9 protein-coding genes and 1 riboswitch are annotated in these 13,678 nt (G+C 67.3%); of the genes, 5 read left to right on the top strand and 4 right to left on the bottom strand.

Features of this window, described 5'->3' with window-relative positions:
- The first annotated feature begins 85 nt into the window (after positions 1-85).
- Entirely contained in the window at positions 86-784 is a 699-nt protein-coding gene (locus tag INQ40_RS02825) for a hypothetical protein (RefSeq protein WP_194341589.1), read from the top strand.
- A gap of 364 nt (positions 785-1,148) precedes the next feature.
- Here the strand turns inward: INQ40_RS02825 and sucD are convergent, their stop codons facing one another.
- Both sucD and sucC read right to left on the bottom strand, forming a co-directional pair.
- On the bottom strand, positions 1,149-2,024 hold the full coding sequence (gene sucD, locus INQ40_RS02820; RefSeq protein WP_194341587.1) for a succinate--CoA ligase subunit alpha: 876 nt from the start codon (positions 2,022-2,024) through the stop codon (positions 1,149-1,151).
- A gap of 24 nt (positions 2,025-2,048) precedes the next feature.
- Entirely contained in the window at positions 2,049-3,212 is a 1,164-nt protein-coding gene (sucC, locus tag INQ40_RS02815) for an ADP-forming succinate--CoA ligase subunit beta (protein WP_194341585.1), read from the bottom strand.
- A gap of 176 nt (positions 3,213-3,388) precedes the next feature.
- On the opposite strand from sucC, the gene INQ40_RS02810 reads away from it, so the two are divergent.
- The 3 genes from INQ40_RS02810 to INQ40_RS02800 all read left to right on the top strand — a co-directional run bounded on the left by INQ40_RS02810 (position 3,389) and on the right by INQ40_RS02800 (position 8,219).
- Positions 3,389-5,002 carry a HAMP domain-containing sensor histidine kinase gene (locus INQ40_RS02810; RefSeq protein ID WP_228482094.1) on the top strand — a complete coding sequence of 538 codons (1,614 nt, stop codon included), beginning with the start codon at positions 3,389-3,391 and terminating at the stop codon, positions 5,000-5,002.
- A 21-nt stretch (positions 5,003-5,023) separates the two neighbouring features.
- Complete coding sequence (locus tag INQ40_RS02805; protein ID WP_194341581.1) at positions 5,024-6,481, top strand: sigma-54 dependent transcriptional regulator; 1,458 nt, start codon at positions 5,024-5,026, stop codon at positions 6,479-6,481.
- A gap of 136 nt (positions 6,482-6,617) precedes the next feature.
- Positions 6,618-8,219 carry an SDR family oxidoreductase gene (locus tag INQ40_RS02800; protein ID WP_194342383.1) on the top strand — a complete coding sequence of 534 codons (1,602 nt, stop codon included), beginning with the start codon at positions 6,618-6,620 and terminating at the stop codon, positions 8,217-8,219.
- A 354-nt stretch (positions 8,220-8,573) separates the two neighbouring features.
- Here INQ40_RS02800 and INQ40_RS02795 read toward each other — a convergent pair whose 3' ends face one another.
- Positions 8,574-11,078, bottom strand: coding sequence for a prolyl oligopeptidase family serine peptidase (locus INQ40_RS02795; protein ID WP_194341579.1), 2,505 nt, complete (start codon positions 11,076-11,078; stop codon positions 8,574-8,576).
- Between the two features lie 178 nt (positions 11,079-11,256).
- Positions 11,257-11,359, top strand: a riboswitch (S-adenosyl-L-homocysteine riboswitch).
- Positions 11,360-11,419: 60 nt separating this feature from the next.
- Here INQ40_RS02795 and ahcY point away from each other — a divergent pair.
- Positions 11,420-12,880, top strand: a complete 1,461-nt coding sequence (ahcY, locus tag INQ40_RS02790) for an adenosylhomocysteinase (RefSeq protein ID WP_194341577.1) — start codon at positions 11,420-11,422, stop codon at positions 12,878-12,880.
- 165 nt (positions 12,881-13,045) lie between these two features.
- Here the strand turns inward: ahcY and INQ40_RS02785 are convergent, their stop codons facing one another.
- Positions 13,046-13,603: a DUF3228 family protein gene (locus INQ40_RS02785; RefSeq protein WP_194341575.1), complete on the bottom strand. Its 558-nt coding sequence runs from the start codon at positions 13,601-13,603 to the stop codon at positions 13,046-13,048.
- Between the last annotated feature and the right edge of the window lie 75 nt (positions 13,604-13,678).

Genomic DNA, 13,678 nt, shown 5'->3' with positions numbered 1-13,678 from the left:
AGTTTCCCTATCGTCATCGACCCGGGTGCACGGCTTCCTGCACCCCCGCATGGCATGCACGGTCGAAACCGGCTAGCGTGGCTGGATGACTATTTCCCGCATCCTTCTGCCGGCGACTTTCGCCGCCGCCCTCGCCGCCTGCAGTCCATCGGCGACCGATACCACCACTACCACCACCGCTGCCGACACCCCGGCCGCGGCGCCCGCCGACCCGCAGCAGGCGTTCTTCGACCGCATCACCGCGCTGTGCGGCAAGGCGTTCGAGGGCAGCGTGCTGACCGACCGCCCAGTCAGCGACGGTCCGGACCCGTTCCGCGACCAGACCCTGACCATGCAGGTGCGCGAGTGCAGCGACCGGGAAATCCGCATCTCCTTCAACGTCGGCGAGAACTACTCGCGCACCTGGGTACTTACACGGACCGATGAAGGCTTGCGCCTGAAACACGATCACCGACTGGAGGACGGCAGCGACGACCCGGTGACCATGTACGGCGGGGAGACAGCAACCTCCGGCAGCGCGACGCGTCAGGAATTTCCGGTCGACACCTTCTCACAGGAAATGTTTACCCGCGAAGGGATGGACGTCTCCAACAGCAACGTGTGGGCCATCGAAATCGATCCCGGGCAGCGCTTTGTCTACGAACTGGCGCGCACCGATCAGGACCGGATGTTCCGGGTCGGCTTCGACCTGACCAAGCCGATTGCCACGCCGCCGGCGCCGTGGGGCGCAGAAGATGCGCTCGATGCGGGTGGCGCGGAAGAAGGCGGCGACACAGCTGATTAGTTGAGGCGCCAGGGGCGGATGCCCTTGCGGCGAATGTCCCCCGGCACCGGTGAAGCCGGTGCCTCCTCCTTTACTTCGCCCCAAGGGCATCCGCCCCCGTCGTTCCAGCCTGGCTGGTGCCGTGGAGACGCAACCGCCCAGCCCAGGCGTGGCGTGTATGTCTTCCGGGCGAAATAAAGGAGGAGGCGCCCGCCGCAGGCGGGAGCCGGGGGACATTCGCCCGGAGGACATGCAGGCCACGCCCCTCGGCCACCACAATCACTCCCAGTAACCGCACGATGCACTAACCCGCGCCAGCGCCCCGAAAAAAAGCCACAAAAAAAGCCACCCGAAGGTGGCCTTTTTCATTACCTAGTGCGAGGCCCTACTTCGCCAGACGCTTGGCGATCGCCGCGCCCAGGTCGCCCGGGGATTTGACCGTGGTCACGCCCGCCTTCTCCATCGCCGCGAACTTGCCCTCAGCGGTGCCCTGACCGCCGGAGGCGATCGCACCGGCGTGGCCCATGCGCTTGCCCGGAGGGGCGCTGGCGCCGGCGATAAAGCCTACCACCGGCTTGGTCACGTACTGCGCGATGAACTCGGCCGCTTCTTCCTCGGCGCTGCCACCGATCTCGCCGACCATGATGATGCCTTCGGTCTGCTCATCGTCCTGGAACAGCTTCAGGCAGTCGATGAAGTCCAGGCCGTGGATCGGGTCGCCGCCGATACCGATGACGGTCGACTGGCCCAGGCCGACGTCGGTGGTCTGCTTGACCGCCTCGTAGGTCAGGGTGCCGGAGCGGCTGACGATGCCGATCTTGCCGACGGTGTGGATGTGGCCGGGCATGATGCCGATCTTGCACTCGCCGGGGGTGATCACGCCGGGGCAGTTCGGGCCGATCAGCACGACGTCTTCGTAGTCGTTGAGCACGTTCTTGACCCGCAGCATGTCCAGCACCGGGATGCCCTCGGTGATGCACACGATGACGGTGATGCCCGCATCGGCGGCTTCAAGGATCGCGTCCGCGGCGAACGCCGGCGGCACGTAGATGACCGAGGCGTCCGCGCCGGTCTGCTCGACCGCGTCGGCGACCGTGTTGAAGACCGGCAGGTCCAGGTGCGTGGTGCCACCCTTGCCCGGAGTGACGCCGCCGACAACCTTCGTGCCGTACTCGAGCATCTGCTCGGCGTGGAAGGTGCCCTGCGAGCCGGTGAAGCCCTGCACGATCACCTTGGTGTTCTTGTTGATCAAAACGCTCATGTATATCGAATCCTGGTGATGTGGTCAGGCGGCAACGGCGGCGACGGCCTTGCGGGCGCCATCGTTGATGTCATCGGCGGAGGTGATCGCCAGGCCGGAGTTCTTCAGCAACTCCTTGCCGGCATCCACGTTGGTGCCTTCCAGACGCACGATCACCGGCACCTTGACGTCCACTTCCTTGACCGCGGCGATGATGCCCTCGGCGATCATGTCGCAGCGCACGATGCCGCCGAAGATGTTGACGAAGATCGCCTTGACCTTGTCGCTCGACAGGATCAGCTTGAACGCTTCGGTCACCCGCTCCTTGGTGGCGCCGCCGCCAACGTCCAGGAAGTTGGCCGGCTCGCCGCCTTCCAGCTTGATCACGTCCATCGTCGCCATCGCCAGGCCTGCGCCGTTGACCATGCAGCCGATGTTGCCGTCCATGGTCACGTAGTTCAGGTCGTGCTGGCTGGCCTTGACCTCGGTCTCGTCTTCCTGGCGGATGTCGCGCATCTGGGCCAGGTCGGGATGACGGTAGGTCGCGTTGTCGTCGGAATCGACCTTGCCGTCGAGCACCGCGAGGTCGCCGTTGGTCAGGATCGCCAGCGGATTCAGCTCGACCAGCGCCAGGTCCTTCTCGTGGAACAGCTTGAACAGGCCGGTCATGATCTTGGTCAGCTGGTTGACCTGCTTGGCCGTCAGGCCCAGATCAAAGCCAAGCGCGCGGCACTGGTAAGGCTGCAGGCCTTCCACGTAGTTCACGTGCAGGCTCTTGATCGCGTCCGGCTTCTCGGCGGCGACCTGCTCGATGTCCATGCCGCCTTCGGCGGAGGCAATGAAGGTCACCGTCTGCGTGCTGCGGTCGACCAGCACCGACAGGTAGAGCTCCTTGTCGATGTCGGTGCCTTCGCAGACCAGGACCGAGTCGATCGGCAGCGCGACACCGGCGGTCTGGTAGGTCTCCATCGAGGTACCGAGCATGGCCTTGGTGTACTGCTTGACCTCGTCAAAGCTCCGGGCCAGCTTGACGCCGCCGGCCTTGCCGCGGCCACCGGCGTGGATCTGTGCCTTCACCACCCACAGGTCGCCCGGGATGGACTTGGCGGCTTCGACCGCTTCTTCAGGAGTGCGGGCGATGCGCCCGGCCGGCACGGCAATGCCGTAGTCGGCAAACAGCTGCTTTGCCTGGTATTCGTGGAAATTCATGCGTCACCGAGGGGAGTGGAAGACATCCCTCGCTGGCGCGGCCGGAAACGGCTCGGGAGCGAGGGGCCCGCTATTGTGGCCGATCACGCCGCCCCCCGCAAAAAATGCACGCCGGCAGGCAGTCGCGCGCGCGGTGCCTATACTCGTACGCCTCCCACTGCCCAAGGATGAACCGCGTGCCGCGAGCCCTCGCCGTCCCGCCCAACGACGACGCCGACAGCGCCCTGCGCCGCGAACTCTACTTCTTCACCCTGTACCGGCTGCTGGAAGGCTCGCTGCTGGTGCTGGTCCTGTTCGGGCCGGCGGCGGACATGCTGGAGGCGCCGCGACACGACCTGCTCGCGCGGGTGGTCGCGCTGTCCTACCTGTTCCTGGGCGCCGTCCTGTTTGCGTTCGGCCGCCGCGGCGAGCTCCGCGGGCAGGCGCTCATGGGCATCTGCTGCGACCTGCTGTTCGGCATCCTGGCCATCCATGCCATTCCCGTCGCCGGCACCGGCATCGCGCTCATGCTGATGTTCAACATCGGCGCCGCGGCGCTGCTGTTGCCGCCGCGGCTGGGGCTGGGCGCGGCGATGGTGGCCGTCGCCGGGATTGTCGGTGAGCACTTCTGGGCGACGTTGCTGGATGAAAGCGAGCGCGCGATCACCGAGCCGCTGATGTTCTCGGTGGGCTACCTCGCCGTCGCCACCATCACCAGCATCCTGGGCCGGCAGATGCGTGACAGCTACGAGCTGGCCGAAACGCGCGGCGTCCAGACCGCCCACCTGACCGAGGTCAACGAGCTGATCATCCGCCGCCTGCGCACCGGTGTGCTGCTGGTGGATGGGCACAACCGCGTGCAGCTGGCCAACGAGGCCGCCCTGCTGCTGCTGGGTGACGCCGGCGACGGCCATCGCGACCTGGCCCTGGCGCTGCCGGAACTCTCGCGGCGCCTGGCCCAGTGGCGCGAGTCGGGGGTGGTGGACGACGCGCCGCTGCAGGTGGCCACCGACCAGAACGACGTGGTTCCCCGCTTCACCCGCCTGCTCGCCGGCAGCGACCAGACCCTGGTGTTCTTGGACGACACCTCGATGCTGTCGCGCCGCGCGGAATCGATGACCCTGGCCACGCTAGGCCGGTTCTCGGCCAGCCTCGCGCACGAGATCCGCAACCCGCTGGCCGCTATCAACTACGCCGTGCAGCTGCTGGAGGAGTCCGACCAGATCGCGGTCTCCGACCGTCGCCTGCTGGAGATCATCCGCCAGCAGGGCCAGCGCATGAACGGCATCGTCGAGAACGTGCTCGGACTGGCCCGGCGCGAGCCCGCCGCGCCGGACTACGTGGACCTGGTGACGCTGGTGAACCGCTTCGTCAACGAGTACCGGGCCGGCCATCCGCTGGAAAACGACACCTTGGTGGCAACCGCGGAACGCCCGGAGGTGCAGGCGCTGGTCGACCCGCGCCACCTCCTGCAGGTTCTCACCGTGCTGGTGCACAACGCGCTGACCTACGGGCGCATGCCCGGCGAACCCGCGCGGGTGACCGTCCACATCCACCACGACGAGCGCCGGCATCCGCTCATCGATGTCATCGACCGCGGGCCGGGAATTCCCGAGCGCGTCGCCCAACAGCTGTTCCAGCCGTTCTTCACCACCTCCGGCCACGGCACCGGGCTGGGCCTGTACATTGCGCGCGAACTCATCCGTGCCAACCAGGCCTCACTGGACTTCATCGCCCTGCCCGCCGGAGGCAGCTGTTTCCGCATCCGCTTGTCGGCCACTGCCTCCCTGCGTCGTGATCGCTTAAGCTAGCCTTCATGATCGGAGGACGGGATGGCTGAGACACGCAGCGCTTTGATAGTCGATGACGAGCGCGATATCCGCGAGTTGCTGGTAATGACCCTGGGCCGCATGGGACTGCGCTGCGATACCGCATCCAGCCTGGGCGATGCCCGCGCGCACCTGGCCCGCAACCGCTACGACCTGTGCCTGACCGACATGCGCCTGCCCGACGGCTCCGGCATTGACCTGATCGCGGAAATTTCCGAGCAGTTCCCCGACACGCCGGTCGCGATGATCACCGCCTTTGGCAATGTGGACGCCGCGGTGGAGGCGCTCAAGGCGGGCGCGTTCGATTTCGTCGCCAAGCCGGTCGAACTGTCGGTGTTGCGCGACCTGGTCCGCCATGCGCTGGACCTCAAGGAGAAGCCGGCGGTACGGGCCAACCCGGAAAACGTGGCCACCCGCCTGTATGGCGAATCGCCCGCAATGCAGCAATTGCGCGAGACCATCACCAAGGTCGCGCGCAGCCAGGCGCCGGTGTACATCGCCGGCGAGTCGGGTGTCGGCAAGGAGCTGGTCGCCCGCACCATCCACGCTGAAGGCAGCCGCGGCGCGGGCCCGTTCGTGCCGGTCAACTGCGGCGCGATCCCCAACGAGCTGATGGAAAGCGAGTTCTTCGGCCACAAGAAGGGCAGCTTCACCGGCGCCCATGCCGACAAGCCCGGCCTGTTCCACAGCGCCGACGGCGGCACCCTGTTCCTGGACGAAGTCGCCGAACTGCCGCTGCCGATGCAGGTCAAGCTGCTGCGCGCGATCCAGGAAAAATCGGTGAAACCGGTGGGAGCCAACGCCGAGGTGATGGTGGATGTACGCATCCTCTCGGCCACGCACAAGGATCTGGCCGGCATGGTCGCCGATGGGCGCTTCCGCCAGGACCTCTACTACCGCATCAATGTGATCGAGCTGCGCGTGCCGCCGCTGCGCGAGCGCCTGGCCGACCTGCCGGGCCTGTGCGCGAAGATCGTCCAGCGCCTGGCTGCCGACCTGGGCCGCGAGCCGCCGGCGCTTTCGGCCGAGGCGATGGACGCACTGGGCCGGTACAGCTTCCCGGGCAATGTGCGCGAGCTGGAGAACATCCTGGAACGCGCGATGGCGATGGCCGACGGGGATCAGCTCGAAGTGCATGACCTACACCTGCCGCAGACGGTCACCGCACACGCCCCGGCGCATCAGGCGCCACGCGAACCCGGCGTTGCGCCGTTGCAGCCGCTGGCGCGCGGCGAGCAGACGCCGCAGGCCGCGGCGGCGGCGGCGGGCATCGACCCGCGCACCATCGACCCGCGGGACACCGCGACCAGCGCGTTGCCCTCCTACATCGAGGAAATCGAACGCGCCGCCATCCAGCACGCCCTGCAGGAAAACCGCTACAACAAGACCCGCACCGCCGCGTCGCTGGGCATCACCTTCCGCGCCTTGCGCTACAAGTTGAAGAAGCTGGGCATCGACTGAGCCGGGTGCCCCCGGCGTCGCTGCGGGGGCTCAACGCGGCAATGGGTGATCCATTGGGGTCGCCCATGTCGGCGGCCGGTAAACTGGTGGTCTTGCCCCGCTCAAAGCCATCATCTTGTCCAGCACCGACTCCACCCTGCCACGCCCGCCGCTTGCCACCGACAGCGCCCAACCGACCGCCCTGCCCGAGCGCCTGCAGGTTGCAGTGGAGTTGCTCGAGGCGGTGGCCGCCGACCGCACCCTGCTGGACGTACTGCCGAAAGCGGCCCGCTCCCGATTGCACCAGGCAGTGGCGCGGGTCTATCACCCCGAGCCCGGGCAGCGCCGGCAGAAGCTCAAGGCGCAGGAGCGCAAGCGCAATGCCGAGAACATCCGCCGGGCCGACGAGGTCCTGAACCAGACCGGCATCCGCGCGCTGCGCCGCAAGCCGGTGTTCACTGCCTTGAACTACTTCCCGCCGCATGGCCCGGACGGCCAGCCACAGACCGATACAGACGCTGCCGGCACGGAATCCCCCGAGTTGCTGCACTGCTACGTGTGCAAGCAGAAATACACGCGCGTGCACCACTTCTACGACCAGCTGTGTCCAGAGTGCGCGGCGTTCAACTTCCACAAACGCACCGAGCTGGCGGACCTGAGCGGCAGGGTCGCCCTGCTGACCGGTGGCCGGGTCAAGATCGGCTACCAGGCCGGCCTGAAACTGCTGCGCGCCGGCGCCGGCTTGATCGTCACGACCCGCTTCCCGCGCGACTCGGCCGCACGCTACGCCCAGGAGCCGGACTTTGGCGAGTGGTCTGACCGGCTGGAGATCTTCGGCCTGGACCTGCGCCATACGCCCAGCGTGGAAGCCTTCTGCGCCGAGCTCGTGGCAACGCGGCCGCGGCTGGATTTCATCATCAACAACGCCTGCCAGACGGTGCGCCGTCCGCCGGAGTTCTACGCCCACATGATGGCCGGCGAGACCGCCGCGCTGCGCGATACGCCCGAGGCGGTGCGCCAGCTGATCGGCGGATACGAGGGCCTGCGCAGCCAGGACCTGCTCGGCGAGGCCACCGCGTCGGTGCAGGCCGCGGCGGCACGCGGGGAAATGGCAAAGACCGGCAGCCAGATGGCCGGGCTCGTGCGTGCCGCCGAGCTTTCCCAGGTGCCGCTGCTGGCCGAGGAACTGCTGGGCCAGAAACACCTGTTCCCGGAAGGCCGGCTGGACCAGGACCTGCAGCAGGTGGATCTGCGCGGACGCAACTCCTGGCGCCTGCAGATGCACGAAGTGCCCTCGGTGGAGCTGCTGGAAGTCCAGCTGGTCAACGCCATCGCCCCGTTCCTGATCAACGCCCGGCTCAAGCCGCTGATGTTGCGCACGGTCGACGGCGAGGAACCGACCCGCGACAGGCACATCGTCAACGTCTCGGCGGTGGAGGGCCAGTTCTACCGTAACTTCAAGACGACCCGGCACCCCCACACCAACATGGCCAAGGCCGCGCTGAACATGATGACCCGCACCTCGGCCGCCGATTACCACGGCGACGGCATCCACATGAACAGCGTCGACACCGGCTGGGTGACCGACGAGGATCCGGCCGAGCTGGCGGCACGCAAAACGCTGGAGGAGCGCTTCCACCCGCCGCTGGACATCATCGACGGCGCGGCACGCATCGTGGATCCGATCATCGACGGGTTCAACACCGGCACCCACGTGTGGGGCCGGTTTTTGAAGGACTACAAACCGACCGATTGGTAGCGCTGCAGGGGGTGGCCGGGCCAGAAAAAGTCGTCGGCCGGGGCGCGACCTGCAGTCCTTCCGGGCGAATGTCCCCCGGCCCCCGCCTGCGGCGGAGGCCTCCTCCTTTACTTCGCCCCGAAGGCCTGCAGGTCACGCATTCGGGTCACAGCGGCGCGCTGTCGGAACACGGCAGTCGGGTTTTCATTTGCAGCACCCACCGCCACGCTGGATGAAGCGGGTGTGGATGCCCTTGGGTGTGAAATAAAGGAGGAGGCACCAGCTACACCGGTGCCGGAGGACATTCACACTCAAGGGCATCCACGCCCGCCTCCGATGTCCTCCACGGCTCCCATTCGCAGGTCGCGGCATAAGCTACCGCGCGTCAGCCACCCCGGAATCCTCGCTGCCGGCGCTTTTCACGTACTTCTCCAACCACGCATCCTCTTCGGCCAGCATGTGCATGATCGACTCACGCGCGCGGTAACCGTGCGACTCGTTGGGCAGCATCACCAGCCGCGCATTGCCGCCCAGGCCCTTCATCGCCGCGAACAGGCGCTCGCTCTGGACCGGGAACGTGCCCGAGTTGTTGTCGTCCACGCCGTGGATGATCAGCAGTGCGTCCTTGATCTGGTGCGCGTAGTTGAACGGAGACATCTGCATGTAGGTGTCCTGCGCCTGCCAGTAGTTGCGCTCCTCGGCTTGGAAACCAAACGGCGTCAGGCTGCGGTTGTAGGCGCCGCTGCGGGCGATGCCGGCCTTGAACAGACGGGTATGCGCGAGCAGGTTGGCGGTCATGAAGGCGCCGTAGGAATGGCCGCCAATGGCCATCCGGTTGCGATCGGCGACGCCGCGGCGGACCACTTCGTCCACGGCCGCCTCGGCGCCGGCCACCAGTTGCTCCAGGTAGGTGTCGTTGGGCTCGCGGTCGCCCTCGCCGACGATCGGCATGGTCGGCCCGTCCATCACCGCGTAGCCGCGGGTCAGGAAAGGCAGCGGTCCCCAGTAGCTGATCGCGTTGAAGCGGTAGGGCGAGCCGGTCACCTGGCTGGCCGCATCGGCGGACTTGAACTCGCGCGGGTAGGCCCACAGCAGGGTTGGCAGCGGGCCGTCTCGCTTGGCGTCGTAGCCCGGCGGCAGGTACAGGTTGGCGGTCAGCTCGACGCCGTCCTTGCGCTCGTAGCGGATCTGCTCCTTCTGCACGTCGCGCAGTTGCGGGGTGGGATGCGGGAAGTCGGTCAGCGCAACCGGCGCAGCATCCGCGTTGCCCAGCTCGCGCAGGTAGATGTTGGCCGGTTGTTTTGGCGACTCGCGCGAGCTGAGGATGCGTTTGCCGTCGTCGTCCAGCATCGCCACCGGGGCCTCGTACCACGGCGCCTGCGAGTGGAACAGGCGCGTGGCCTGCTTGTCCGCGAGGCTGAAGCGGTCAAGGAACGGCCGGTCACCCTCGTCCGAGGCACCGGCGCCCATCAGGAAGATGCTGCCGCCATCGCTGGACACCACCAGGCGCTGGTTCCCCGCGTCGTCGGGACGCGTCACAGGGGTGCCCGGGTCGTTGTAGCGGTCCTCGTAGGAGCGATCGAAGACCAGTTCCGGCGCCTGCGCGGGCTGTCCCGGGGCGATGCGCCACTGCCGGGTCTGGCGGGTCTTCCACCAGAACTCGTCGATCAGCGCGAGGTCGTCGCGACCCCAGGTGGCGCCGGCATAGCGCAGGCCCAGCCGTGCCAGCTCCACCGGCTTGCCGCTGAATGGGGCGGCGTGGGCGAACACGACGTCACGCACGTCCGCGTCGCGCGCCGGGTCACCGCCATCCTGGGCTTCGGCCCAGACCAGGGTGGCGGGCGCATCACTGCGCCAGGAAATGCGGCGCACGCCGGTGGCGACCGCGTCGTTGCCGGTTGGCAGTCCTTCCACCAGCGGCAGGCGGGCGACGGTATGAAGCTGCTTTCCGTCGCGGTCGAGCACTTCGATGCGGCGCGGGAAACGCGAGAACGGCACCAGGTAGGAAAACGGACGCTCCACCGTCTGCACCAGCAGGTGCCTGCCATCCGGCGACGGCGATGCGCCGATGAGCAGGTCGGGCTTGCCGAGCAGGGTGAGCTTGCCGGCGAGGTCCACGCGTGCGAGCTGGCTGGTCAGGTAGTGGGCGAAGATCGCCGCGTCCTGCTCGTTCTTCAACAGGTCCTGGTAGGTGCGGATCGAGCGCACCGCGGCGCCCTGATCGGTTTGCTGGATGCTGGGGCCGGCGGGGACGCCGTCGGCGTTGGGCGCGGCTCCCTGGCCATGCGGGCGCAGGGTCACCAGCAGGCCGCGGCTGTCGGGCAGCCAGTCGAAACCGGTCCCGGCCACCGCGTTCAAAGGCTGTTGCAGCAGGCGGTGCGCCTTGCGCGAGGCGACCTCGACGAGCCACAGCTCGACATGGCCGGACGCGTTGTCGACGTGGGTAAAGGCGATGTGCTTCTGGTCCGGCGCCCATGAGAGGGCCGCCAGCTTCAGGTCCGCGGGCAGGCCGGTGACCGGCAGCTCCTGGCGCTTGGCGATGTCGAGCAACTGCAGGTCCGAACCAAACGAGAACGCGCTGCTGGTGTAGGTGCGCGGGTTGATCCGCGTGCCGGCCAGCTTCAGCTCGGGTTGCGCGACCACGTCGATGCCGGGCAGCGCCGGGGTCTTGAGCAAGGTCGCAAAGTCGCGGTTCGGGCTCAGCCGGACCTGCGGCTGGCGCGGCGCGTCGACCAGCGCCTGCAAGGCGTCCACCGGCAACTGATAGCCGGCCTGGTCCTCAAGCGCGGCGGTCTGGGCCAACGCCGGGGTGAGCAGTGCGAAGGGCAGCAGGGCGGCCAGCAGGCCGATGGCGGAGGAGCGCCGCGTGGGTTTGGTCATGAAAATCCCGGGAGGTGGAGGTGGAATCCGATCGTGGTGCCCCGGCGCGGCGGACGCGGGCCGGGGCTTTGGCGGAGGCGGCCAAGCTCCCACAGTTGCTGAAGACCAGCCAGTGAAGGAAGTCCCGATGCGCCGCCGCCCGGTTCCAGTCGCGGCGCAAGCCGTTACAATGGCGCGGTCCGCCGAGGGGCGCTGCGACCGTCGTATCAGGGCGGCCAGGCTTGGCAGGATCGATCGAGACCATGCACGGTCTCCGTCCGCTACAACGGCGCCCGGTTGCGACCACCCTCCCCGCTTGACGCACCGCACCGGTGCCGCGGGATTCGAACCGGAGCTGGACCATGAAAGACACCACCCGCACCTTCTCCACGGAAGGCGACTACAAGGTTGCCGACATCAACCTGGCCGACTGGGGCCGCAAGGAATTCGACATCGCCGAGCACGAGATGCCCGGCCTGATGTCCATCCGCGCCAAGCACGCCGGCGACAAGCCGCTCAAGGGCGTGCGCGTGACCGGCTCGCTGCACATGACCGTGCAGACCGCCGTGCTGATCGAGACCCTGAGGGACATCGGCGCTGACGTGCGCTGGGCCTCGTGCAACATCTTCTCCACCCAGGACCATGCCGCCGCCGCGATCGCCGCGTCCGGCACCCCGGTGTTCGCCTGGAAGGGCGAGACGCTGGAGGAGTACTGGGACTGCACCCTGGCCGCGTTGAGCTTCCCCGATGGCAAGGGTGCTGACGGTAAAGAGAAATTTCTGGGGCCGCAGTTGGTGGTGGACGACGGCGGCGACGTGACCCTGTTGATCCACAAGGGCTACGAGCTGGAAAACGGCTCCACGTGGGTCGACGAGAAGGCGGCCTCGCACGAGGAGCAGGTGATCAAGAACCTGCTCAAGCGCGTGGCCGTCGAGCGCCCGGGTTTCTGGCACACCGTGGTCAAGGACTGGAGGGGCGTGTCGGAGGAAACCACCACCGGCGTCCTGCGCCTGTACCAGCTGGCCGAAGCCGGCTCGCTGCTGGTGCCCGCGATCAACGTCAATGATTCGGTGACCAAGTCCAAGTTCGACAACCTCTACGGCTGCCGCGAATCGCTGGCCGACGGCCTCAAGCGCGCGATGGACGTGATGCTGGCCGGCAAGGTCGCCGTGGTCTGCGGCTACGGCGACGTCGGCAAGGGTTGCGCGGCGTCGTTGCGGGCCTACGGCTCGCGCGTCATCGTCACCGAGATCGATCCGATCTGCGCGCTGCAGGCGGCGATGGAGGGCTTCGAGGTCACCACGGTGGAAGACACCCTCGGCCGCGGCGACATCTACGTGACCACCACCGGCAACAAGGACGTGCTCACCGTCGAGCACCTGCAGAACATGAAGGACCAGGCCATCGTCTGCAACATCGGCCACTTCGACAACGAGATCCAGGTCGACGCGCTCAAGGGCCTCAAGGACGTCGAGCAGATCAACATCAAGCCGCAGGTTGACAAGTTCGTGTTCGCCGACGGCCGCGCGATCTTCCTGCTCGCCGAAGGCCGCCTGGTCAACCTGGGTTGCGCGACGGGGCATCCGAGCTTCGTGATGTCGAACTCGTTCTCCAACCAGACCCTGGCCCAGATCGACCTGTGGGAAAAGAAGGACAGCTACGAGAAGAAGGTCTACATCCTGCCCAAGCACCTGGACGAGGAAGTGGCCCGCCTGCACCTGGAGAAGATCGGCGTGAAGCTGACCACGCTGAGCCCGGAGCAGTCCGCCTACCTCGGCGTGCCGGTGGAAGGGCCGTACAAGTCCGATCACTACCGCTACTGATCGGGCGGGCGTCCAACGCCGCATGAAGAACGGGCGCCCCGCTGCGCCCGTTTCTTGTTGCGGGCCGGTGTTTACCCGTCTGCGTGCTTTGCGACGCCCGCAACTACCGCAAGCCTGCCGCGCCGACGCTGCACGCCGGTAGATGCGCGCCGGCGCGGGTCCGCATCACGGCCGCCAGTTGGCGTTGTTGTCCCAGAACTCCACCGCCAGCCGGTACGCCTCGCGGTCCAGGGGCACGCCCGAGCCACCCTCCTCCACGCCCAGCGCGTTGCGCAGCATGGTGATCGGCGCCATCGGGATTTCCTCCGGCGTCATCGTGTACAGGCAACCGACCACTCCCCAGTCCGCGTCCACCGCGGTGCCTTCTTTCGCCAGCTGATCGCGGCTGTAGAGGATCACCACCAGGTACTCCGCCACCGGCGGCTGCACGCCCTCGAACCAGCGCACCAGCACCGGCAGTTCCTTGCGCGATCGCGCCTCGTACGCCGACCGCAGCAGATGGCGGTTGTCCTGGGTGATCGGCGCGGTCAGGCAGCGCGTGGACGTCCAGTTGCGGTGGACGTGCAGCTTGCAGAACGGCGCGTAGCCCTCGAGGATCCTGAGCGGCTCGTGCTCGTTGAGGTGGCGTTCGAACTGCGCTGGCGTGCAGTCCTGGATGGTATTGCCGCGCGGCGTGCGCGGGAACAATCGGGTAACGGCAAACGGGGTCAGGACGATGGACATGCGCGAGACGGGTTGACAGGAGATCCGGCAAGGGTAGCGGCTGCACAGGGCGGTTGCAGAGGAACGCCTGCGGTT

The sequence above is a fragment of the Lysobacter sp. H21R4 genome, from assembly GCF_015277535.1.
GTDB classification, from domain to species: domain Bacteria; phylum Pseudomonadota; class Gammaproteobacteria; order Xanthomonadales; family Xanthomonadaceae; genus Novilysobacter; species Novilysobacter ciconiae.
Note: the sequence above shows the minus strand (reverse complement) of the source record. Positions and strands in the feature narration are given on the sequence as shown.